General features: G+C 62.4%; 20 protein-coding genes. 6 read left to right on the forward strand and 14 right to left on the reverse strand.

Features of this window, described 5'->3' with window-relative positions; translation table 11 throughout:
• Positions 1-35: 35 nt before the first annotated feature.
• From HCR76_RS14660 to HCR76_RS14675, 4 genes are all read right to left on the reverse strand, one after another.
• Positions 36-494 carry a MarR family winged helix-turn-helix transcriptional regulator gene (locus tag HCR76_RS14660; RefSeq protein WP_166987680.1) on the reverse strand — a complete coding sequence of 153 codons (459 nt, stop codon included), beginning with the start codon at positions 492-494 and terminating at the stop codon, positions 36-38.
• Between the two features lie 309 nt (positions 495-803).
• Positions 804-1,424 (reverse strand): hypothetical protein, encoded by a 621-nt coding sequence (locus tag HCR76_RS14665; protein ID WP_166987677.1) that lies wholly within the window; start codon positions 1,422-1,424, stop codon positions 804-806.
• Positions 1,425-1,534: 110 nt separating this feature from the next.
• Complete coding sequence (locus HCR76_RS14670; RefSeq protein ID WP_166987674.1) at positions 1,535-3,943, reverse strand: immunoglobulin-like domain-containing protein; 2,409 nt, start codon at positions 3,941-3,943, stop codon at positions 1,535-1,537.
• Between the two features lie 129 nt (positions 3,944-4,072).
• Positions 4,073-5,302: an acyl-CoA dehydrogenase family protein gene (locus HCR76_RS14675; protein ID WP_166987672.1), complete on the reverse strand. Its 1,230-nt coding sequence runs from the start codon at positions 5,300-5,302 to the stop codon at positions 4,073-4,075.
• Positions 5,303-5,560: 258 nt separating this feature from the next.
• Between HCR76_RS14675 and HCR76_RS14680 the strand changes: the two genes are divergently transcribed.
• A complete protein-coding gene (locus tag HCR76_RS14680; RefSeq protein WP_166987669.1) occupies positions 5,561-6,427 on the forward strand; it encodes an HAD family hydrolase in 867 nt (288 codons plus the stop codon).
• An 18-nt stretch (positions 6,428-6,445) separates the two neighbouring features.
• Here the strand turns inward: HCR76_RS14680 and HCR76_RS14685 are convergent, their stop codons facing one another.
• The 6 genes from HCR76_RS14685 to HCR76_RS14710 are packed head-to-tail and all read right to left on the reverse strand — an operon-like array spanning position 6,446 to position 12,100.
• Positions 6,446-6,835, reverse strand: a complete 390-nt coding sequence (locus tag HCR76_RS14685; RefSeq protein WP_166987666.1) for a type II toxin-antitoxin system VapC family toxin — start codon at positions 6,833-6,835, stop codon at positions 6,446-6,448.
• A complete protein-coding gene (locus HCR76_RS14690) occupies positions 6,835-7,065 on the reverse strand; it encodes a type II toxin-antitoxin system Phd/YefM family antitoxin (RefSeq protein ID WP_166987663.1) in 231 nt (76 codons plus the stop codon). Before HCR76_RS14690 ends, HCR76_RS14685 begins: the two co-directional genes overlap by 1 nt.
• Before the next feature lie 54 nt (positions 7,066-7,119).
• Positions 7,120-8,502, reverse strand: coding sequence for a sulfatase family protein (locus HCR76_RS14695; RefSeq protein ID WP_166987660.1), 1,383 nt, complete (start codon positions 8,500-8,502; stop codon positions 7,120-7,122).
• Positions 8,499-9,953, reverse strand: a complete 1,455-nt coding sequence (locus HCR76_RS14700; RefSeq protein WP_244971413.1) for a sulfatase family protein — start codon at positions 9,951-9,953, stop codon at positions 8,499-8,501. The genes HCR76_RS14695 and HCR76_RS14700 overlap by 4 nt, the downstream gene beginning before the upstream one ends.
• Complete coding sequence (locus tag HCR76_RS14705) at positions 9,950-10,957, reverse strand: Gfo/Idh/MocA family protein (protein WP_166987658.1); 1,008 nt, start codon at positions 10,955-10,957, stop codon at positions 9,950-9,952. Before HCR76_RS14705 ends, HCR76_RS14700 begins: the two co-directional genes overlap by 4 nt.
• A 21-nt stretch (positions 10,958-10,978) precedes the next feature.
• A complete protein-coding gene (locus HCR76_RS14710; RefSeq protein WP_166987656.1) occupies positions 10,979-12,100 on the reverse strand; it encodes a GntR family transcriptional regulator in 1,122 nt (373 codons plus the stop codon).
• A gap of 222 nt (positions 12,101-12,322) precedes the next feature.
• On the opposite strand from HCR76_RS14710, the gene HCR76_RS14715 reads away from it, so the two are divergent.
• From HCR76_RS14715 to HCR76_RS14735, 5 genes are all read left to right on the forward strand, one after another.
• Positions 12,323-13,615: an ABC transporter substrate-binding protein gene (locus HCR76_RS14715; protein ID WP_166987654.1), complete on the forward strand. Its 1,293-nt coding sequence runs from the start codon at positions 12,323-12,325 to the stop codon at positions 13,613-13,615.
• Positions 13,612-14,580: a carbohydrate ABC transporter permease gene (locus HCR76_RS14720; RefSeq protein ID WP_244971414.1), complete on the forward strand. Its 969-nt coding sequence runs from the start codon at positions 13,612-13,614 to the stop codon at positions 14,578-14,580. Before HCR76_RS14715 ends, HCR76_RS14720 begins: the two co-directional genes overlap by 4 nt.
• Positions 14,581-14,589: 9 nt before the next feature.
• A complete protein-coding gene (locus tag HCR76_RS14725; RefSeq protein WP_235934582.1) occupies positions 14,590-15,513 on the forward strand; it encodes a carbohydrate ABC transporter permease in 924 nt (307 codons plus the stop codon).
• Positions 15,510-16,874 (forward strand): sulfatase family protein, encoded by a 1,365-nt coding sequence (locus tag HCR76_RS14730; protein ID WP_280529487.1) that lies wholly within the window; start codon positions 15,510-15,512, stop codon positions 16,872-16,874. Before HCR76_RS14725 ends, HCR76_RS14730 begins: the two co-directional genes overlap by 4 nt.
• Positions 16,875-16,980: 106 nt before the next feature.
• Positions 16,981-20,121 (forward strand): chondroitinase family polysaccharide lyase, encoded by a 3,141-nt coding sequence (locus HCR76_RS14735; protein WP_166987650.1) that lies wholly within the window; start codon positions 16,981-16,983, stop codon positions 20,119-20,121.
• Between the two features lie 22 nt (positions 20,122-20,143).
• On the opposite strand, the gene HCR76_RS14740 is transcribed toward HCR76_RS14735, so the two are convergent.
• From HCR76_RS14740 to HCR76_RS14755, 4 genes are all read right to left on the reverse strand, one after another.
• The gene (locus HCR76_RS14740) at positions 20,144-20,446 is read right to left on the reverse strand and encodes a nuclear transport factor 2 family protein (RefSeq protein ID WP_244971415.1); all 303 of its coding nucleotides are present in this window, start codon (positions 20,444-20,446) and stop codon (positions 20,144-20,146) included.
• Between the two features lie 141 nt (positions 20,447-20,587).
• Complete coding sequence (locus HCR76_RS14745; protein ID WP_166987648.1) at positions 20,588-21,781, reverse strand: MFS transporter; 1,194 nt, start codon at positions 21,779-21,781, stop codon at positions 20,588-20,590.
• A gap of 17 nt (positions 21,782-21,798) precedes the next feature.
• Positions 21,799-22,875, reverse strand: a complete 1,077-nt coding sequence (locus tag HCR76_RS14750) for a 4-oxalomesaconate tautomerase (protein ID WP_244971416.1) — start codon at positions 22,873-22,875, stop codon at positions 21,799-21,801.
• A gap of 89 nt (positions 22,876-22,964) precedes the next feature.
• The gene (locus tag HCR76_RS14755; RefSeq protein ID WP_166987646.1) at positions 22,965-24,071 is read right to left on the reverse strand and encodes an ABC transporter substrate-binding protein; all 1,107 of its coding nucleotides are present in this window, start codon (positions 24,069-24,071) and stop codon (positions 22,965-22,967) included.
• Positions 24,072-24,073 lie beyond the last annotated feature (2 nt).

Here is a 24,073-nt window from a genome sequence, read left to right on the forward strand (position 1 = left end):
CCGATCTGTGATCCTTCTGGTCTGCTGCGTGGCGGCTACTGCGCAGCGCGTGCCGCATCGATAACCCCGCCCACGGCATCACGCAGCCGCGTGATGTCGCTCGGGGTCATCTGAAACTTCTTGCCCATCGCGATGGGCACCTGCTGCGCCCGGTCGCGCAACGCGCGACCGTCGTCGGTCAGTTCGATGGCAAGCTGGCGTTCATCGAGCGGATTGCGCGTGCGACGCACGTATCCGATGCGCTCGAGACGCTTGACCATTGGCGAGAGCGTTGCTCCCTCGAGCATAAGCAGCTCGCCGAGCCCTGATAGCGAGAGCGTTCCGTGTTCCCACAATGCAAGCATCACCAGGTACTGCGGGTGGGTCAGCCCCAGGGGCTCTAGCTCAGAGCGGTACGCATCGATGACAGAGCGCGACGCGACAGCGAGGGCAAAGCACAGCTGACTCTCGAGCGCGAGTGGATCGTTAACGGCGATGTCGACGTCGTCGTTCATTGCGGGCACCGTACGCGAGTGGCATGGTACTGGCCCCCGCTGCGCGAAATCGTGTGTTCCGACATAGCCTGTGCGCACATGGGGCAGGGCGGGTCAGCGGGCCGCACATCGGGCCCTTCGTCGTAGCCCGCCCCAATCTGAGCCGGCCCGGTGAAGGTGCGAATGCCCCGGTTCATGAGTTCATAGAACCGCCAGAATCGCTCGCCCATCGCATCTGCCCCCTTCCGTGCACTGTTCGTGCACGATTACTTCGTGCGCTAAGTATTGCTGATGCACCTGCGATGAGCAACCTGGTTCGCCCAGACGGAATCAGGGCAGCGTATAGACCATTCCTGAGCCACCGTCGGAGATCACGGCGAGACCAGCCGTCACTGCCTCAGGGAGAGTTGCGACGAGATTGCCGGGGATCTCTGAACCAGGAACCCTCGCGTCAGCGCCCGACCACACGACAGCGGTCACGTTCTCCGTTGGCTCGGGGAGCTGGCCTCCGATCACGAGAAACTGCTGGTCGAGCAGCTGCGCAGACGCCGAGTCGAGGCTCGCGAGAAGTGCCGTTCCCACGACGACGACAACGTCGGCATCGCCTGCGGCGGCAGAAGCGAGATCGCTGACGACGCTCGCCGGATCGGCGGTAATGACAGCGAGCTCGGCGTCAATCTCGCCGAGCGTGTGCTCGACAGCATCCGGAATCTTCTCGTCGTGCCCCTGGGCAAGCACGAGACTGACTCTCACCCCCGCGGGTATCGCGGGAAGGTTCTGCGGAACGTCGTGAGTGCTGCCCGGTGACGGGGTAGCACTGGGCGACGGACCAGCGGCGTCGCCCTGCGCCGTTGTGGCTCCGCGCGACATTCCATCGGCCGATCCGGGCGCACAGGCCGTGAGCGCGAATGCGGCAGCGAGGATGAGTGCTGTGCCCGCCGTGCGTTTCATGCGATACATGTTTCTCTCAACTGGGAAGAAGTATGTGCGGCAGGTGCCGGTCGCACGCTGGCACGAGGCCAACGCAGAACCGACACCTGCCGCACAGGGTTGCGCCCGCGTTATGCGCTGTGCGCGCGACGGCGACGCACGGCCGACGTCGTGGCGAATGCGGCACCGAGCAAGACAAGCAGACCGGCTGCGATCAGCCACGGCAGCGCTTCGGCACCCGTGTAGGGAAGCTCGCCGCGTGCGGAATCCGAATCGTTGGAACCACCCGAAGCCGCGTCATCTCCCGATCCGTCTCCGGCACCGCCACCGGGGTTCTCCCCTGGCCCGGTTCCGGCACCTGCGGCGACAACAGTCACCTCGCGCGTTGCGGTCTGGGTGTTGCCCGCAGCATCCGAGACGCTGTACTCAAGCGTGTAGCCGCCGAGTGTCGCCGTGTCGACGCTTCCGGTCACCGAGACAGCATCCGTCAGATCACCGTCGGTGTTGTCGACAGCACTTACTCCGGCCATCGGGTCGAAGTCAGAGCCCTGCTCGACCTCACCGTTCTCGGGCACGGTCAACTGCGGTGCCTCGGTGTCGTCACGCGTGAGCGTCACCTCGTCGACAACGCTGTTCACAGCGGCTCGTGCGCCAGTCTGCTCGCTGCGGTACGTCGTGATCGTGATGGCGTCGTCGGTCACCTCGATGTTGGTGTAGTTGCGCACCTTCTCCTGGTTGATCACCGAGGCGTACCAAGCGTCGGGAGCGGTCACGTCGTAGTACTTCGACCCGCTCGCGGAGTTCGCCGTCACGTAGAGCACGTCGCCCTCGCCCGCGACGACCTCGTTCGAGGCTTCGGTCTCGTCGGGGTTCGCGAGCTCGCCGTTGTTGATGAGGTAGCTGCGCGTGTAGCTGTGGTCGTGCCCTTGCAGCACCACGTCGATGCCGATGTCGCTGATGAGCGTGGGCAGCTCGTTGCGCATCGAGATGATGTTCTCGTCATTGACGTGCGCGGCCACCGAGTAGATCGAGTGGTGGAATGCCAGCACCGACCATTTCGCCTCATCGCCATGTTCGGCGACGACGTCGCGCAGGAACTGCTCGTGCGCGTCGATGTCGGGGTTGTTCGAATTGATCACCAGGTAGAGCACATCCTTGAACATGAACCAGTAATCGCCGCCCGACGACGAGTCGCTCAGTGCCGCGCCAGCCTCGGTGTCGAGGTTTGGCGTTGTGTAGTGCTGCTCGTATGCCTTGGAACCAACGTCGTGATTGCCGTTGACCGGCACGACCGGAATCTGCTGCATTTGCGTCGGCGACAGGAACGCGTCGTACTCGGTCTCGCTTGATGCTGTGTTCACCTGGTCGCCCGCCGAGAAAAGCATCTCGCTCTGGGGAAACTGCTCGAGCGCGACGTCGAGGGTGTCCTGCCAGCCGATCTCGTCTGAGGCGACATTCCCAGAGGCACCAATCTGCGGGTCACCGAAGAACAGGAAGTTGTAGTCGCCCGAGAAATCCGCCGTGCTGAACGTTTGCGCGTCGGACCAGCCCAGGGCGTCGCTTCCCACCCGGTACGCGTACGTTGTGTTTTCGCTCAGGCCCTCGATCGTGGCTCGCCGATTCTGCTCGCCGCTCGTGGTTTCGCCGCCCCTGGCCTCGACAGTTGTCGCGCCGTCGGCGGGGAATTCGGCACCGGATGCCGGAGCCGCGGCGTACTGCACGTACTGCGCCTCGTCAACATCCGTGTACCAGGTGAGGTTGCGCGCGCTCTCGTCGCCGCCGATCGTCATCACGAGGTTGTCGAAGCTCGCGTGCTCGGGCGTGACTGCCGGCTCAAGCGAGCTCAGGTCGAAGTAGATGTCCGAGCTGGTGTCGCGGTCCTGGTAGAGCGCGACAGACACGGTGTTCTCCCCGGCATGCAGCGACTCGGTCGGGATCGTGAACGTCGAGGTGATCGGGGAGCCGTTGCTCTCACCCGCATACATCAGGTTGCGCTCGGCCTCGGGCGCAGCATCCACCTTGTCGTCGACGAAGCCGGCAACCTGCGTGCCGTTGACGAAAATCTGCACGGCATCGTCGTACGTGACGGTGCCGTTGAGCCCGTTGAGTTCTGTGAGCTCGTCAGCGGTAATCGTGACGCCAGTGCGGAAGTGGAAGGTGCGCACGTTCGGCGCTGCCTCACCGTCTGCGTACTGATTCAGCAGTGTCGTGATCGGAAAGTCGTCGCCGATGCCCTCGGCCGCGCCGTTCTTGGCTCCGAAACTGCCCGTCGCGGTCTTCCACTCCGAATCGTCGAAGTCTGACGTCGTCCACGAGAGTCGGTCATCAGAGCCGGCGGCCGGGTCGGTGTCGTCGTCGGAGTAGCTCCACACGGTCGATGCCGTGTCAATGTAGGTTTCGGGCAGTTCAGCGGCGAAAGCAACGCCGGCCGAGGTAGTGAACAGTGTCGCCAGCAGCGCTGTGGCACTTGCTGTGGCGATGGTGCGCCTGGAGCGATGGGCTGCTCTTGGGCGCGAAGCCGCTGTGAGCGGTTCAGACATGCTTCCTCCACGTTGTCGGCCGGGGGCGGCCGCGTCCTGGCGCCCGTGCGAGCGCCACTCAGCGAACGTAAAGGCGCAGCGTGACGCAACGGTGAACGAATGGCAACGTCCTGCCCTCACAGCCAACAATCACCCGGATGCTGCTGCGCTCTCCGTTTTCGCGATACCGATGTTCCACACGTACTCGGGCGAAGTGCCGTTCACCGACCAGTCGCCGACGATGCGGGCCTTGTAGATCCACGGGTTGTGGCTCACGACGGTACGGGCGTTGCGCCAGTGCCGGTCGAGCCCGACATCACGACTGACCCCGGATGCTCCGAGGGCGTCGAACACCCTCGTCGCGACCTCAGGAACGAGCTTCGACAGCACGATCTGCCCCTGCGCCGACGCGATCTCGGCGGCGACATTGGCAGAACGGTCCTCATCTGAGTCGCGCTCCGATGCTGTCTCGAACGCCCTCTGCACGACCTCGGCGACGTGCTGCACTGTCGCATCGGCTGTGAAGGCCACCGCCGAGATCTCGCCCGCGACACCGAGAATCTGCGCGTCGTGTCGTACGAGGTCGGCGTTGGCGTGAGAGTACGTTCTCTTTCTCGACGCGATCTGCGTAGCGGCATCCGCCTCGATCGACGACGCCACACCCGCGAGCACGGTCAGCAGCACAAGCTGGTACAGGGCCGTCTGATAGCGGAAGCGCGACTCGAACAGCCGCACCTCGTTCGGCTCAACGCGAGCGTTCTCGAAGATGATTGTGCCGGTTCCGGTGAGTTGCTGACCGAATCCGTTCCAGTCGTCGCGCACCGTGACGCCGGGCTGGTCAATCCGCACGAGTGCGGTGAGCGGCGCCCCTGTCTCGGAGTCTGTGGCGGTGACATCCGTCCAGTCCGCGTAGATGCTGCCTGTCGTGTAGTACTTACTGCCGTTCACGATGTAACCATCGTCAGTGTGCGTCACGGTGGTCTGCGACGTTCCGACCGTCGCGGACCCCACCTCACTCCAGGCGTTCCCAACGATCTCACCGTCGACGAATCGGTCGAGCCAGGCATCGCGCTCGGGCGACTCGGATGCCGTGAGCCGATCCTCGACGAAGGCGATGTGCCCGCGGAAGATCTGCGGCAGGTTCGAGTCCGCAGTGGCCAGTTCAGTGAGAACGCGCGCAAGCTCGGGGATGCTGAGGCCCGCCCCGCCTCGCTCGACGGGCACGCGCAGGCTCGCGAATCCGGCATCCACCAGCCGCGTTACCTGTTCGCGCAGGAGCAGATGATCTCGCTCACGTGAGTAGGAGTCAAGCGCGACTGTGTCGAAGATGGGGCGGAGCCGCTCGAGTACAGCCTCGAGGCGGTCGGATGCTGCGGGCATAGTGTCCTCCTGAATAGCGGCGAGTGTGAACGCGTTGTTTCAGACGGTAAGGGCGGATGCTGTCGGTGTCACCGCCGGCATGACACATGACGTTTCGTTTCCGCGCGTGACGGCGCCAGGTCCGATTCCCGCAGGCAGATATGTATCATCCGCTGCCCGCACGATGTCAGGTCAGCGCGATATGGTCGGCACAGCAGCAGGATGCGGCCGGGCAGCGCCCCGACAGCATCGGGCCCGGAAAGGACCACGCAAAACCCTATGACTCTCATCGCCACCGATCTTGACGGCACGATTATTCGCTCCGATGGCACCGTGAGCCAACGCACGATTGATGCGTTCGCCAGGCGCGTCGATGCCGGGGACAGCCTGCTTTTTGTAACGGGGCGTGCGCCGAGCGATGCGCTTCAGTCACTGCCCGTGCATCTGCTGACCGGTGGCCGCATGATCTGCGCCAACGGCGCTATCGAGTATGACGCCCTGCGCGACGAGATTCTGCACGTTGACGTCATTTATCGTGATGCTTTGGCTCACATCGTCGCGTTGTGCCACCGCGACTTCCCCGATGGCCGCTTCTGCCTTGATTCGATCGCGGGAACTGTGTTCGAGACCGGGCACCCGTGGATTTCACTCGCACGCGAGGGCATGAGCCCCTCCCGACCGCCGGAGTCGATTCGCGTCTTCGACGACGTGTGCGATTCTGTGGACTCGGCCGACACCATGCCCTACAAGGTGACCTTCCTTGGGGGGAGCGATTTTCCCGAAGAAATGATCGCGGCGCTGACGCCTCAGCTCGACGATGCCGTGACGCTCACCTTCGGCAGCATGACCGATCCGTTCTTTCTTGAGATTGCGCCCCGCGGAGTGACAAAGGGTACGGCCCTGATGCGCGTGGCCGCCTCACTCGGCATCAATCCCGTCGACATCGTGGCGTTCGGGGACATGCCCAATGACATCCCGATGTTCGAGGTGGCGGGCCGAAGCTATGCCATGGGTGGTGCGTACGAAACGGTGATTCACGCGGCAACGGATCGAACGGCTCACGTCGACGACGACGGGGTCGCACGCGTCCTGGAGTCGCTCCCCTCGCCAGTGGCACCCGACGATCTCGTTGCTCACTGCGGGTGAGAAGCGCCTGGCCCGTCATTACCAAACGACGTCAACGTCGAACTCCGCGAACGCCTGGTCTCGACTGACGAGCGGTACGTCCTCCAACTGGCTCTGCGCTGCAAGCATTCTGTCGAACGGATCTCGATGAGCAGCATCGAACCCTCCGGCCAGTAAGCCGTGACGGTACGTGACGGAAAGATGTGAGAAACCTTGTGCTGTCGAAAGCTCGCCGTATTTCTCGACAGCCTTCGGCACATCGCTCAGTTTGCCCAGTCGAGTTTTCGTTGCGATCTCCCACGCGCTTGCAGCGCTGACGTAGATATCGTTTGACTGATCCCCAATGATCTCGTGGGCGGTTGTGGAGAGACGTTCGTCGTTCGTGAACCACCACAGTAGAACGTGAGTGTCAAGGAGGAAGCCCTGCATCAGTCTTCCCACGCAGCAAGCTCGCTCTCGGGCAGCTCCTCAAAGAACTCGTCACCTATCCGGCCGTCCAACCCGCCGGGCACCCGCTTCCCCTCCGTTGGAGCAAGCGGCACAAGCCGGGCGTAGGGCTTCCCCGATTTTGCCACGATGATCTCCTCACCGGCGTGAGCGCGTTCCAACAGACGCGACAGCTGCGTCTTGGCTACGTGCACGTTCACCACAGCATCCATTCGATCCTCCTAGACTAAGTCGCTTAGCTAAGTCTAACAGGGCGGTGTTCGCCTTCAGCTCGCCGGGAGCACAGTGAGGCCAACCTCCGCACGCCACTCGGAGTGCGCGCGGACGAGGCGATCCACGATGGCCGGATGCTGCCCGGCAAGATTCGTTCTCTCACCGCGGTCGTTGGCGAGATCACACAAAAAGAAGCCGTCACCCGGGGTGGTGTGTTCCACCGTGGTGACGTACTCGGCGGTGGGTGACGACGCGTCACACCAGCTCAGCTTCCACGAGCCGTGACGCACAGCCCACTGCCACCCGCAGTCCCAGTGCAACTCATCATGCCCGGGCCCACTGCTGAGCACCGTTCGGAGGTCTCTCCCGTCGAGGGTTCCGTCAGCTTCGGCTCCAGCCGCCGCAGCGAAAGTGGCGGCGAGGTCGAGGGAGCTCGTGAGCTCGCTGTTCGTACCACCGGCTTCTGCCACGCCGGACCAGCGGACGATGAACGGCACCCGCACTCCGCCTTCCCACACGGTGTACTTAGTGCCACGCAGTTCGCCGTTGTCGCCGTAGTTGCAGGTGGAGCCACCGTTGTCTGTCAGGTAGACGACAATCGTGTCGTCGGCGATGCCGAGTCGCTCGAGCTCGTCGAGGAGGGTGCCGACCTGGGCATCCATGAGCTCAAGTTGTGCGAGATAGTACTCGCGTCCGTTTGGGAGGTTTGGACTGATGGCTCCGTCGTACCAATCGAGGTACTCGCTGGCACCCGGGTGCCAGTCGTCAAACGCGGGAAGGCCGCGCCTCTCCAACTCTTCGGCGGGAAGCTGCCAGCAGAAGTTGTGCACAGCATTGAACGCGACCATCGCGAAGAACGGCTTTTCCTGGTTGCGCTGCATGAAATCGCGGGCGCGTCCCGCGATCTCATCGGTGAGGAACGTGTCGGTCTGAATGGGCTCGTCCCCCGACCACAACGGCTGCACGGCCATAGCCTCGGCAGCCTGGCCATATTCAGAAACGGCGGCCTCCGAGTGGCGCAGGTAGTGCAGCCGTCCCATCGACTGCCCGGCGAGCCCGTAGAACGACTCCTGAAATCCATGCTTCGGCGGCGTGCCTCGGTCGCCAGGACCCTCGTCGCCATAATGCACCTTGCCGAAGTAGCCGGTGGCATAGCCCTCGTTCGATAGACGTTCGGCGATCGTGGGAGCACCCCCAATCCCAGACGTGTCGAACCACGTAGCGCCCCAACGCTGCTGGTATTGCCCTGTGATCATCGCCGCGCGCGATGGCGAGCAGATCGGTGCGGTGACGTAGGCGTCAGTGAACGAGGTGCCCTCGGCTGAGAGGCGATCGAGGTTCGGCGTCGACACGTCTGGGGAGCCCAGCGCCGAGCGGTCGGCATAGCCGTGGTCGTCGGAAACGATGAGAAGGATGTTGGGTGTCGTGCTCGTCATTCGGCGGTCTCCTGTCTTGCCGCGGCGCCCGTTCCGTCCCAGTTCAACGGCGTGAACGCGCCAAGCGGGTCGGGGTAGACGGCAGTGACCTGACCGGCGCCCGCCACGGGAAGTTCGGCACCGTCGATCGCCTCATCCGCGTGCTCGCTGAACCACGCGTGCATCTGCCGTCGCAGTTCATGAATCTCGCTCGCGTGCTCTGGTTGATCGACGCGATTCGTCGTCTCGCCCGGATCCGCCTCGAGATCATAGAACTCGTGAGGCCCGAACGGGTATCTGTGCACATACTTGCGCGTACGCGTGCGAATCATCCGAACGGGCCCATACTCGTCGTGCACGACAACCGGTCGCTCGAGGAGCTTCTCCCCGCAGAGCGCCGGCGCGAAGCTCGCTCCTGGCCCGGCCTCAAACGGGGCTGGGTCGATTCCGGCAAGCTCGAGGATGGTTGCAGCACAATCGTAGCCCGAGAGCAGGTCATCGACGACAGCTCCTTCCGTGATCTGACCTCGTTGCCGTGCGATGAACGGCACCATGACCGACTCGTCGTACATGTTCTGGGGGAACGTGCCGTTTCCCTTGCCCCAGATTCCGTGGTGACCGCAGTTGAAGCCGTTGTCGCTAGCGAACACGACGAGTGTGTCATCGCCGATGCCGAGGTCATCCAGCCGCTTGAGAACACGGCCGATAGCGGCATCCATCGCCGTCACGGCTGCGAAGTAGCCGATGAGAGCTTCTCGAGCATCTGCCTCGCCGCCAATGGGCACGCCGTCGACGGTCGGCTGCCACGGGTGGGGGTCACCTTGCGGACAAGAGTCGAAGGCACAGTCTCGATACAAGTCGGTGTATTCACGCGGATGCTGTCCAGCAAAGGGTTTGTGCGGGGCTGTGAAGTTGAGGGCGAGAAAGAACGGCTCCGTTCTTCGTGCTTCGGCGTCGACGAAGTCAATCGCATCATCGGCGAACACGTCAGTGAGGTAGCCCTCGATGTCTTCAGGAATCCCGTCGCGGTGCATGCGCGCGTGCCCATACGGGCTTCCGCCGCCTTCGAGGGCGAACCAGTGAACGAAGCCGTCACGTGGCACATCGCTCGCTCCGAGGTGCCACTTGCCCGACAGTCCGAGGCGATAGCCTGCGTCGGCGAGCGCAGCGGTGAACGTCGGCTGTCCTGCGAGGTAGTCAACGCTCTCTGGTCCAACGTGCGCTCCGTCAAGATAGTCGTGCACGCCATGGCGTGACGGAATCTGCCCGGTGAGCAGGCTTGCGCGGGCAGGCGAGCATACCGGCGACGCGCAGAAAAATCGACTCAGGCGGGTGCCCTCGGCGGCAAGCGCATCAAGGTGAGGAGTCTGAATCTCGGTGTTCCCTGCGCATCCGAGCGCCCAGGGGCCCTGATCATCGCTCATGATGACGACGATATTCGGATGCCGCTGCTCGGCGCCGTGCATCGTCATCGCGCTCCGGCAGAGACGACGGGCGCTGCTCCGACTGTGCGGGCGACTCCCTCGGCGGCCGAGCGGTAGCTCTCCAGCACCACTTCAACGACGTGTCGCGCGTGGGAGAGCGGAACAGTGGGCCGTCCGCCGTTGATGACGTCGAGAAAGTCGGCCAGCTGCGCGGTGAATGCGTGTTGAATGTCGTCTGGATGCCGCTCGTGGAGCACCCTCGAACGGCCATCGACCTGAACAAGGGTTCCCGAACGCGGATCCGCGACGACGACGCCGCGCTCGCAGACGATAAAGAGACTGTCTGCCTTCAACGGTGGGTCGGAGATGACGTTGATCGAGGCGCCGATGCCGTTGGCGAGCCGAAGCGCAATGGTGCCGTCGGTCTCCACCTCGGACGAGAAGCGATTCACTGTCGATGCGAGCACCCGTTCAGCACGTCCGCCACCGAACCACAGCGAGCGATCGATGCAGTGGCCACCGATGTTGATGAGCGCCCCGCCACCCGCGACGGTCGGAGAGAAGAACCAGCCAGAACGTGTGCCCGGCCGGTAATCAGTGCTGCGAAAGTCTCGAACCATAACGACGTCGCCCAGCTCTCCCGAGTCAATGTGCTCCTTTGCCGCGACCTTGTCGGGCATGAAGTGCTGAATATGGCCGACAGTGAGGGCGACACCAGCTGTGTCGCAGGCGGCGATCATTGCATCGCAGTCGTCAAGCGTTGTCGCCATGGGCTTCTCGACGAGCACATGAAGTCCTGCGCGAGCAGCATCCGTCACCATCGGGAGGTGAAAGGAGTGCGGGGTGTTGACGATTACCGCGTCGACGGTTCCGCTGTCAATCATGTCCCTGTAGTCCGTGAACGAACTGGCGCCCCCGGCCGCAGCCGCTGCACGCTGCGCCACGACGGCGTCAATGTCGCACACCGCCGAGATTGACGCGTTCGGCAGCTCCAAGGCCGCCGCAATGTGGTAGTCAGCAACGGCTCCTGCGCCGATGAGTCCAATTCGCATTCTTCTCCCCTTGAGTGGTCGTCAGGCGTCTTTGCGAGCACCGCATGAGCGGCGCACAACAACGCGAGGACGGAGCCTGATTTGATGGAGTGGGCAATCGTTGCCCTCAACGAGGCGACGAATGAGCACATCGGCGGCCATGCGCCCGATGCGATATTTCGGTGGCGAGACCGCGGTGAGCGGAATCTCAGCGAGGTCGGCTGTCTCGTCATCATAGGAGACGAGGGCGATGTCATCGGGGACGGTCATGCCCGAACGACGGATTGCTCCCTCGAGCATCGTCGCTTCGCGGTCTCCGAAGACAAGTGCGGCTGTGGCCTCGAACTGCCGCAGCATTTCATATGCCGATTCGGCAGAATCGAGCTCCCAATCGGTTTTGGGCTGCGCAAACTCGAGCCCCGCGGGCAAGCCAAAATCGCTGATGGCACGGCGATAGCCGAGCACAACTGCTGGCGCTGTGGGCGTGCGATCCCGCGTGAGAAGGGCAATGCGCTCGTGACCAAGGGATCTGAGATGCCGGACTGCGTCGTACGCGCCACCCTGATGATCGGAGCAGACGTGCTCGGTGCGGTCACCCGCGCCGGAGTCGAACAGGCTGCGTTCGAGAAGCACAACGGGCACGGGCAGCTCCATCAGCCGTTGCGCCCGCCCGTCAGGATCATCGAGCCCGGTGAGGGTCGGCACGAGAAGAAGACCCTCGACTCCGGCATCCAGCAGAAAATCAATGCTCTCATCTTCGAGTGCGCTGTCGTAACGATACGTTGCAAGCTGGAGTGAGGCTCCGACCGCCGAAAGCGACTCGTCGATCCCTTGAAGTACGCGTGGGTAATACAGCTGAGTGTCGGGAAGCAGCACTCCGACTCTGCGGCGAACGCGTTCCTCTTTCCGTCGTGCCGGAACGACGAAGCTTCCCGCCCCCTGCCGGCGCATCACGATCCCCTGCGCCACAAGCTCGTCGAATGCCCGACGCACAGTCGTCAACGAAAGTCCGGTCTCCTCTGCGAGCTGCTGCTCGGTCGGTAGCTTCTGACCAGACGTCCACGTGCCCGCGAGGATTCCACGGCGCAATTCGTCAGCGAGGATCTCGAATTTGAGCCCTCGGGTCTCGGCATCGCGAAGCGCCTTCGTTGGCTTCTTCGGCATTGCTCCCCCCTCATGTCGTGGTCTTCTCGATTCTTACGAGAAATAAGAAAGGAATAAAGACCTAATTTGAGCTCTATTCGCTGCGAGCGTGCACCATCAGGCACTTCTTCCCGCCTTTTTGAGCAGAATCTTCGGATTACTCATTGAATACTCCCCTCAGTCGTTGTGAGAGTCGAGCGAAACAGGTGGCGACGACGCCACCAGAAGGTGAAAGGTGAACCAATGGCGAAGATCCGAGTTCTCTCCGCCCTCGCCCTTGGCGGCGTTCTTGCGGTGGCCGCAAGTGGGTGTGCTCCGCAAGGCGGAGGCGACAGCGACGTGCTGACCTACTGGTCAATGTGGAAAGAAGGAGAGGCCCAGCAGAAAGTCATGGCACAGGCCATCGCCGATTTCGAAGACGAGACCGGAATCACTGTAGACGTTCAGTGGCAGGGCCGAGACAACGTGAAGAAAGTTGTTCCGACGCTCAACACCAATAAGGTCCCCGACCTTCTCGATGGCTCGTTCGCAAAGCTTGCGCCCATTCTGGCCGAAACGGGTCAGGCTGCACCGCTCACGGGCGCGTACGACACGAAGGTCGATGGCGAAACCGCGTCGCAGCTCATTCCTCGCAAATACCGTGACGTCGGGAGTCTGACGACCGAGGGCGCCGACGCTCCATGGATGCTGCCGTATTCACTGACTAGCGATGCCATGTGGTTCAACGCGGCTGAGCACCCCGAACTCGCAGAGAACCCTCCCGCGACCTGGGAGGATTTCACCGACACCCTCGATGACCTCAAGGCTGATGGCGAAACTCCCATCGGCATCGATGGTGATGTGTCGGGCTACAACGCGTACTGGTACACCACGCTCATGATGCGTCTCGAAGGCCCAGGCTCGCTCAAGAAGATGGCTGCAGACGAGTCGGGCGAGGCGTGGGACTCTCCCGAGGCGCTGAAGGCAGCGCAGATGGTGTCGGAACTCGTCGAGGGCGGCTATTTCATCGATGGCTACAACGCCAGCAAATGGCCCGCTCAGCAGCAGAATTGGGCTGCGAACAAGGCGGCGCTGATGTTCAACGGAACCTGGATCCCCACAGAAACCGGTCCGTACGCTGCAGACGGCTTCGAATATTCGTCATTCCCCTTCCCTGCCGTTGGTGACGGCCCGGTGTCGCAACGTGCGGACTTTGTCGGTTTTGCCGTCACGGCCAAGGCGCACAACTCGAAAAACGCGCAGAAATTCGCTTCGTTCTTCCTCGGCAAGGAGTACCAGGATGCCTTGGGGACCGAGGCGGGCATTCTCCCGATTCGAGCGGATGCCGCTGTGGGCGACGACATGGTGTCGGTCAAAGAGGCTCTCGATAACGCCGATTCGTTTTACCAACAGAATGACGGAATCACCTTCCCCGGGTACTCCGAGAAACTCCTGTGGCCAACGCTCGACAAGCTCGTGCTCGGAACCGTAACGCCCGAGCAGTTCATTGACCAGATGAAGTCTGGCCAGGCGGACTATTGGAAGCAGAACTCATGACTGAAACGGCTCGCCTCGTCCGGGCCCGGCGCACCGCTGGTGCGGGCACCCATCAGGGTATTCGCACCAGCGGCAACGCCATCGACCGAGGCCGAAAGAAGCTTTTCGTGCCGTTCGTCGGGCCGGCCTTCTTGTTCTACACGATCTTGTTTGTCGTACCTGCTCTCTTCGCCGTCTGGATCAGCTTCAACAAGTGGGCAGGCGCCGGTCCGATGGAGTTCGTCGGATTCAAGAACTACGTGAGGCTGTTTTCCGACAGACTCTTCATTCAGTCGTTCGTCAACACTCTCCTGCTGCTCTTCGTCGTTGGAATCGCAATCTTCGTGATCGCCTTCGGTCTCACCCTCGTGCTGCGAGACATGGTCGGACGCAAGGTCGCGCGCTCGGTGATTTTCTTTCCGCACCTTGTCAATGCCATGATCTTCGGGGTTCTTGCCGGGTTCATTTTCAACCCCGGTGGACTCGTCAATACTCTGCTCGGTGGGTTCGGTGTCACCGACCCTCCAGCCTGGTTGTCTCACGAAAACATGTTTCCACTCATCATGGTGATGATGACCTGGATCACGACCGGGTATTTCACCACAATCTTGATGGCCGGAGTCGACCGGATACCCCCGTACTACTACGAGGATTGCGCACTCGCCGGCGCAAACGCCTGGCAGCGCCTTCGCTATGTCATCCTCCCGCTGACGTGGGACGTCTTCGGCACCTGTGCAGTGCTCTGGACGATCTCGTCCGTGAAAATCTTCGAGATCATCTGGGTCTTCGGTGGATCGACAGGGCAGGGAATGCCTCCGACGCAGACATGGAGCACGGCCGTCTACACCTACGTCACTGCCTTCTCGGGAGAATCAATCCCTGCCTACGGCTCGGCGACAGCATCCGCCGTGCTCTCACTCGCCCTCGTCTCTGTGCTCGTCGTGCTGCTTCGTCGCGTGATGAAGCGCGATGCCGTGGAGTTCTAGGAGGAACCGATGACTATGACCGAGATCACACCAACAGAATCGGCCGTGCAACCGGCATCCGCCCCTCGTCGCCGTCGCCACAAACGCGGCGCCGCAATCAGGAACGATCGCAGCGTGCTACGTGGAATCGGGCTCGTCGTTCTCTGGCTCTTCGTCGCACTAAACATCGGCTGGATGGTCTGGATGGTCATTCAGGCATTCCGCGACACGCGATCCATTCTGAGCGACCCGTGGGGTTTGCCGACGTCGTTCGATCCGATCAACTTCGTCACGGCGTGGACTGTCGGCGACTTCGCCACGGCGACACTCAATAGCGTTGTCACAACGACGGTTTCGTCGGTATTGACCGTCGCGGTTGCGGCCCCCGCCGCCTACTATCTCAGCCGCGTCGACAACAAGCTGACGCAGTCGCTCACGATGTATTTCGTCTTGGGCCTCGGCATTCCCGCACAGGTGATTCTCATTCCGTTGTTCGTCATGCTCAATCAGGTGTATCTGACCGACAGTCTCATCGGGCTCAACCTCGTGTACATCGGCGTATCGATGCCATTCACGGTGTTTCTGCTCACGGCGTTCTTCCGGTCGCTTCCACTTGAGATGGAGGAGGCGGCCGCGCTCGACGGCACGACGGCCTTTGGCACGTTCTGGCGCATCACGCTGCCCCTGGCAAAGGGCGGCATCGTCACGGCGTTCGTTCTGCAAGTGATCTCCCATTGGAACGAGACGCTGCTTGCGCTGACCCTCATGCAGTCGACAGAGAACTACACGCTGCCGGTCGCGCTCATATCGTTCATTCAGCAGCAGACGTATTCGGGCGCCGACTGGGGCGGGCTCTTCGCGGGCTTGTGCATCGTGGTCATCCCAATGCTGATCATCTACCTGTGGCTCGGACGACGTCTGACGGAGGGGCTCACTCTCGGCATGGGCAAGTGACAACTGAGTCGGGCCAACAGCCCAACATCCTGCTGATCATGGCGGATCAGCTTGGTGCGCACGTGCTTGATCGGGATGCGGAGTTCTCAGACACTCCGCATCTCGATCGGCTCGCCGAGTCGGGTGCCGACTTTGAGCGTGCATACGTGACCTTTCCCCTCTGCGTACCCTCTCGAGCAAGCATGCTGACAGGGCGGATGCCGCATGAGCTCGGCATTTCGGGAAATGCTCTGGGCAGTAGGAGCGCCGAATCAGAACCTGCCCTCGACGAGAACAGTCTCGGGCATGTGCTGCGCCGTGCCGGATATGACTGCGCGTACGCCGGAAAATGGCACGCAACATCACCGAGCGCACCGGACGGAACCGGCTTCGACGTGCTGAGCCCATTCGGGGATGCTGGACTTGCCGACGCGTGCGCGGAGTGGATTCGTGCTCGCAACGGCGAAACACCATACTTTCTCTGTGCGTCGTTTGACGACCCGCACACCATCTGCGAATACGCACGTCGACAGCCGATGCCGTACGGAGACACACGGCGAGCGCCGATCTCGGATGCACCACCGCTTCCCGCCAACTTCGAGCCAGCTCCGTTTGAACCCGAAGCAGTTCGCTTCGAGAAGCACGCTGCACAGAACGTGTACGCGACGGAGCACTACACGCCAGAGGAGTGGCGCGAGTATCGCTACGCGTATCGTCAGCTCATTTCACGTTTCGACGGCTACGTGGGCACCCTGCTCGGCGCCCTCGGCGACGGCGATGCTGAGAACACGATAGTCATCGTCACGAGTGACCACGGAGACGGCGACGCATCGCACCGGTGGAATCAGAAGACAGCGCTCTTCGAGGAGTGCGTGCGGGTTCCACTCATCGTCGCCGGGCCGGGAGTTCCACGAACAACAGTGACCGAGCCGGTGTCGGTATGTCTCGATCTCGTGCCGACCGTGAGCGAGATTGCGGGCGTGAGCGCGACGCCCGACGACACGCAGCCCACACGACGCGGCGTACCGCTTCCGCTCGGCGGCCCCGGGCATCCTGTTGAGCGAGACATCGTCGTGCAGACCCGATTTGAGCGACCCGGTCCGCCACTCACGAGCGGACGCGCGCTCTACGCCGGCGCCTACAAGTACACCGTCTACAGCTGGGGACGCCATCGCGAACAGCTGCACGACATCGAGCGAGACCCCGGCGAACAGCGCAATCTTGCCGTCGAGTCGCGGTACGACAATGTTCTCGACGATCTGCGACTGCGACTGCTCACGTGGTGCCGAGACACAGACGATAGGGATGCTCTGAAGTTTCTCGTGATTCCGGCAAGCGCCGACGACAGCATCCGGAGCGAGATCTTCGCGATTCCGTACTGAATGCTTTCTCGAATCGCGGGAGGTCACATCCACGGGTTTGCGAATGAGTCTTGAATTCTCCTTCCACTCTTGGCTGGGATACGAGCACAGTCACAAGGAGGTACTGATGAAACTCAGCCGTCGCGGTGTTCTCACCGCCGGAATCGTCGCCGGTGCGACCGTACCGAACATCTCGGGCCTGTCGGCGGCGGGCGCGACACCCCGTGGTGGTGTACGAACCGGTGCAGCAATCACAGACATCGAGAAGCGCGCAGAAGAGCTCGATCCCCCGATCTTCCTTCTTGAAAGTCGTGTGCCGAAGCAGTTCAGCGCCGATGAGAACTCGACGATCGAGATCTCGGCCGAGCGTGCAAAGGTCGGCTTGCACAGCCTTGCGTGGACCTATGCCGCGGGGTCGGTTCTCACCGTCAAGCAGCCGCTGCGATATGCCGCGAGCTCTTACGCCGTCGGCGACGACCAGGCATGGATGGGCACTGTCGACACGTTCTGCGTGTGGATCTACAACGAGACCCCGACAGACAAGCCACTGCGCATCGAATTTGGGCGCGGCGCGAACTCCGACTGCTGGTTCGACTTCGGCCTCGACTTCACAGGCTGGCGAACATGCTGGGTTCGCTTCGGCTACGACACCGAGGGCACACCGCACCACGGCATGAACCGCGTGCGCTTTATCGCGCCCACGCACGAGGGGCGTCTCTTTATCGACCAGGTGATCCTCAACACCGAGATGCGACCTGACCACCCGACCCCAGACGACCAGGTGCCCACTGTGCAGCCTGAGATCGCCACCGCCGATAACCACCACTGGCTGGCGCTCCTTGAGTTTCGGTCGGCTCTCGCCGAGCATCCGCTTCCACCCGCAGCGAGCACCGATGGCGTCGCCGATGTGCGAGAGCGTCTTCTCGCGTCGCTTGCGGGCAAGCCGTCCGTGTCAGCCGAAGCCCTCGCAACGCTGACCTCGACGGTCGACGCTCTCGGCACCCCCGCTCTTACGGACGACTCCACGCCGATCGGAACCGGCTCCTTCGTCAACGGCTACCAGAGCGCCATCTGGCCGATCGAGCTGCGCAGCGACATCGCCGAGTTCGCGTCTGTCGTCACCCTGCGCAAAGTGACGGATGCCATGCTTACCGTTGCGCAGGCGGTAAAAGCATCACGCGATCAGAACGCGTCGACTGCCGCAGGATTCGCGACGCTGTACCTTCGACTCTTCGCGCATCTCGAAGACCAAGGTTTCGCCACGGGCAGTGCGCAAGGCAGCATCCATCACATCGGCTATCAGTACCGCGGGTTCGCCGACTCGCTCCTGCTCGCCCAGCCTGTTCTCGAGAACAACAAACTGTGGGATCGGGCACGGAGCAATCTGTCGTGGTTCTTCGGGATTGGCCGGCTGACGCAGGACTTCAGCGATCCTTCACACTACGGCGGCCTGGTCGACGTGCTGAACACGCTGTTGCAGGGCCTGATCATCTCCGGGCTGACACAAGACGACGAGAGTGAGCAGGCAACAGTGCTGACGGCCGTGACCTCGTGGCTCAACCGTGCGCTCACGCACTCGCCCGGCCTGTCGGGTGGGTTCAAGCCCGACGGCACCACGTTTCACCACATGGGCCCGTACCCGGACTACGCTCGCGACGCATTCGCGGGAATGAGCCCCGTTATCGCACTTCTGCACGGAACTGCCTTCGGGGTGTCTGCCGAGGCACGGCAGGTGCTGCGCACGGCCCTCCTCACCCAACGACTTCATGCGAACACCACGCAGTGGCCCCTTTCTCTCACAGGCCGGCACCCCACTGGCGACAAGGCGCTGCACGTCCCAACCTTTCAGCACCTTGCGGGCGTGCCTGACCCCGGTGCAGCTGGGCCATTCGACACCGCCGTTGCTTCCGCATTCCTGCGTCTGCTGCCTGCGCAGCCCACCAACGCGCAGAAGAAGTTTGCCGCAAAACTCACCGAAGCGGGAATCTCGAAGGAGCCAGCACCGGGCGGCAACTGGCAGCTCGGCTACGCTGCGTGCGGACTGCATCGTCGCGACGAATGGCTCGTCACAATGCGTGGGCACAGCCGCTACCTCTGGTCGACGGAGATCTATGACGGTGCCAACCTCTACGGGCGGTACTCGACGTACGGCACTGTGGAGATTCAGGCGGTGCCCGATGCCACCGGGCAGATCACTCATGCTGCAAACGGCTACGTTCAGCCGGGTTGGGACTGGAACCGCTTCCCCGGTGCCACGACGCGCCACCTCGGGTGGGAGCAGCTGAAGGCCGATCTCACGGGCACGATCGAGCAGATGGTGCTCACACGCTCTGCGTTCGCCGGCGCCGGATCGTGGAAAGGCGCGCACGGTGTCTTCGGCATGCATCTCATGGAGCATCCATTTTTCGACGAGACGCACACGGCACGCCTCTCGCGGTTCAGCTTTGACGACCTCATCGTTGTGCTCGGTAGCGACATCTCGAACGAAAGCGCGAACGCTGAAACCGAGACGACGCTCTATCAGGTGCGCGTTCCCGACGGCAGCGCCACGGGTGCCGACTCGACACAAACGCTGACGGAGGGCACACCGCTCGTCGATCCGCTCGGAAACGGATACTACGTGGCCTCTGGTCAGAAGCTCCGCACGATCTCTGCGGCTCAGTCGGGCCCTGACCAGTCGGGGGCGAAGACGGGGAGCGCGGAGTATCAGACGGCACTTCTGCGTCACGGCACCGCGCCGAACTCACTGGGCTATGAGTACGCGATCCTCGTGCAGGCCGGCGAGGCAAAGACGCGGGAGTTCACGACAAAGATGACGACGGATGCCGCGCCCTACACGGTTGTGCGCAAGGATGCCGCTGCACACGTCGTCAGCCATCGGGGCACCGCCATAACGGCATCCGTGTGCTTCTCTGCCGTCAATGACCTCACAGGCACGGTCACCGGCACAGACACTCCCTGTCTTCTTATGGAACACGTGAATGGGGAGAAGCTGGAATTGTCGGTCACGGACCCCGACCTGCACCTGTACGAGGGCGACGACCCCGACCAGTTCGCGGCCGACGGCACATACGAGGGCCGCATGACGAGTTACTCGCGGCCGTGGCGTGCCAACGTGAGTGCCGAGTCGACGGTTACGTTGACTCTTGCCGGACGGTGGTCGTGCACGGCGGAGGGCGCCACAGCATCCATCTCAGGTGATGCCACAACGCTCACCGTCACGTGTCAGCACGCGGCAAGCCGGGATCTCACGTTGACGTCTGCGTGACTGTCGCTTGAACGACCCGACGTCACCCTTCGCGAATGGTCATCGAGACGATTTTGTCCCCGGCAGTCTCGAAGGCAAACGAGCTGCGGCCGTTCGCCCAGGTGCTCTTCCAGTCGCCGACGACGGTCACCGCGGAGCCGCTCTGATCGACCTCTTCGGGGGTGAGCACACCGGTCGCGCCGATGAACTCTTTGTCGCTCCAGCCCTTGATCGCGTCGCGTCCGGTAAAGATGCGACCCCAGTCATCGACGAAGCCATCCTCGGTGAATGCGTCGAGAAAACCGGCCTCGTCGTGTGCGTTGACGGCATCGATGAAAGACTGCACGGGTTGGGGAACGGATGCGCTCAGGCTGTGCTCCTTGTGTCGGCGGTGTGACAGGCCCAGTCAACGCGACGGGCGCAGCCGTGTCTACCCCGGGGAATGAGCAGTGGCCACGAATCCTCGTAAATTTCGGCTGCCCACCAGCTACCCGGCCGTGCCCTCATCATCGCTTGGCGCAGCCGTCGATGCCCAAGCTGCGCACACAAGGCTCGCCCCGGTTACGCCGAAGACGATGGCGGCGCCACCGAGCACGGAGAGCCCGGCGACAACGAGCGGTATCACGGTCTGTCCGGCGCGATTGCCGACCAGACGAAGTGATGCTGCCACTCCCCTCTGACGCACCGGTGCCAGAAGTGTGATCCACGACATGGTGAGAGGCTGGACGGTTCCTGCCGCAAGCCCATAGATCACCATCGCTACGGTGAGCCCAAATACTCCGAGTGGCAAGGCGAGAGCCATGAGGCTCAACGCCGAGAGAATCGAGCCCGCCACGAGTATGTGCCGACGGCCAAATCGCCGGGTCAAATGCGAGAGTGTGATGCGTGAGGCCATCGTTGCAGCACCTCGCGCGACAAGCATGATCGTGATCCACGATGCGGCAAAACCTCTCTCCTGGCTGAGCAGAGGAAGGTACGCGAGCACGATGTCAAGCGACGAGAGCACAAGGCTGCTCACGATGAGCGCGCGCAGAACACCACTCATGCGCAGGAGCTGCACGGCACCGCGCAGCACGGGGCGAGGTCTGCCGTTTCTCGACGCCGTCGATCTGCTGTGTACCGGGGGAATCAGCAGCGAGAGAATGAGGCAGAGGGAGGCCATACAGGTGACGATTCCCGCAATCATCGCGAACGGCGGAACATCAGCACCGTCGTCGTGAGGCAGCGAGAGCAGCACGGGCCCGAGCATCTGACCCGTCGACGTGACAAACGTATAGAGACCAAACGCCGAGTCGAGCCGCGCCGGAGCAGCCGCACGCATCACCCAAGCCTGCTCTCCGACAACGGAGAAGAGCACGCCAAGACCCAGCAACACCGTAGCTGCGAGCAAACCGAGAAGTGATCCACCGGCCAGAAGCGCAGCAAACCCGGCTGCGAGAAAGGACAACGCTCCGATCACAAGACAGAGACGCTCCCCCACGTGATCCGCCATCCGCCCGGCGGGGAGGGCGAACACGAGCGGGGGTATCGCAAACGCCGCTGTGGCAACGCCGAGCCACGACGAGCTATACCCCAGCTCGAGAATGGCGTAGGAAATCGCGGGACGCAACGCGTAGCTGATCATCTGCACGAACAAAGCGTGCACAAGCAGAACACTCAGAACTCCGCGTCGTGTTGCCACCCTCCGTCGCCGGTCCGTCAGAGAGACGGTCGGGCAAACACACGGCCGTCAAAGAGCTTCCGAGCTGTGCGAACAACTGCGGTGCGCACTACCTGCGCCTCGTCGAGCTCAACCTCGACCTCGAGCGAGCCCGTCGGATGCTCAATTGCCATCCGCGGCAGCCCAGCAGAACGCGCGATGTCATCGGTGACGGTGCCGGGCAACGCCACAGCGACTGCGACGCTTGCCGCACCGAGAACGCCAATGGACGTATGGCAGCGATGCGGAATAAACGTGCGCGTGCGAACCGCGCCGCCGGATACCGGTTTCGAGACAATCGTGATTTTGGGCACTGTCGTCTCCGAGACATCACCCAGTCTCATGACGGGTCCTGCCGCACGCCGCAGTCGCTCGAGAACTCTTCGCAACTCCGTCGATGCTTCCAACTCCTCGGGCGACTCGCCACCGCTTATCCCGAGTTCTGACGCGGCGACCACAATCACGGGCATGCCGTTGTCGATCAATGTGACCGGTATGCCTTCGACGAGATCCGTCGCGTTTCCTGTTGGCAGCAGGGCACCGCAGCTCGAACCGGCGGTGTCGTCGAAGTCGATGATCACCGGTGCAGCTGTCCCGGGCACTCCGTCGATGCGCGTGCGCCCGTCGTAGACCACAGCCCCGTCTTCGATCTGAACCGTCGCTGTTGCGACCCCGCCCGTGTTCATCATGCGTATCGGAACTGTCGTGTGACCATCTCGAGAAGGAACGAGTTCTCGCTCGACAGCGAAAGGTCCGACACCGGCAAGGATATTGCCGCAATTCTGCTGAGTGGAGACTCGAGCCTCGTCGACGACTACCTGGAGAAACAGATAGTCGACGCCACTCTCGTTGGCCGAAACTATCGCCACCTTGCTCGTGAGCGGATGAGCCCCGCCAATGCCATCGATCTGTCTGACATCGGGAGATCCCATAATGCGCAGCAGAATATCGTCACGTTCGAGGGGATCGTGCGGCAGCTCCTCGGCAAGAAAATACACTCCCTTCGATGTGCCGCCCCGCATGAGCATGCACCTGATTCCCCCGTTTGTCACGACATCACTTTCCCTCTGCCCCATGACTCGAATTCCCTCTTCGCCCGATTCTTGCGGCGCAGTTCGGGGAGGCCCTCCTGTGGCGGTGAGCTCTCCCCGAGCTGGCCACTCAGTCAACCCGTGTATCCGAAGATGTCCATCCACAGCTCGGCATCCGACTCGAGATTGTCAAGTGATTCCTCAAGGCTTGCGCGATGCACGAATTCCGTGTCGGCCGCCGGCAACTCGACATCGCCGATCGTCGGGCTAGGCATGTCCTTATGCACCGGGTAGTCTCCCATCGAAGCCGCGAGCTTCTGACCGTCAGCAGACAGCAACCAGTTGACGAAGACCGTGACGGCGTTCGCCTTCTCGGTCGATGCTGACATTCCCAGGTAGAAGGGATAGGCCGCCGCGCCCTCGTCCGGCGTCGCGATCGTAATTGGGGCACCGTCAAGCGACGCGCTGTATGCCGTGGCAACCGGAATGGTTCCCACCGAGATCTCACCGCGCGCAAGCGAATCGGTCAGAGACGCCGACGAGTCGAAGATTCGAGGGTCGTTTGCAGCGTAATCCTCAAGCCAGTCCTGCCCGAGAGCATCCAGTTGGAATCTCGTCAACGCCGCTGTGCTTCCACCCGCGCCGACCTGCACGATCCCGCTCTTTCCTGCGAACTCTGAATCGAGAAGATCGTTCCAATTCTTCGGGGCATCCTCTTCTGAAACCACCTGGTTGTTGTAGCCGAAGCTGTAAATCCGGTCGTAGCTGCTGTAGTACAGGCCGTCATCGTACGTCGCTTCGGGAATCAGGGCAGAACTGATGTCGTCCGTGAGTTCGACCGGCTCGAATACACCAGCATCGGCAAAGCCAGCGACGAGATCCTCGCCGGATGTGCGAATCACATCCGCCCCGAGCTTCTTCGCCGCCCGCTCACTGAGTACTCTCTCGGAGAGCTTGTTCGGAGCGAGCCTTACGATTTCGACGTCAATTCCGGTCGCCTCGGTGAACGCCTCCGTGACATCACTCTCTGATTGCTCGCTCGCACCGGTGTAGAACACGATCGAGCCCTCGGACTGCGCGGCCTCGTAGACCTCCGCGGGGGCGATGATCTCGCCGTTGATGACGAGATCACCATTTTCGTTAGTCTCTGCCGATCCGTCACCGCCTCCGCCACTGCAGCCGGTGAGCAGCAGACCTGCGGCAGCCAAGGTCGCGAGCGCCGTTGTCGTACGCTTTCTCATGT

This window comes from Paramicrobacterium chengjingii, from assembly GCF_011751765.2.
In the GTDB taxonomy this organism is placed as follows: domain Bacteria; phylum Actinomycetota; class Actinomycetes; order Actinomycetales; family Microbacteriaceae; genus Paramicrobacterium; species Paramicrobacterium chengjingii.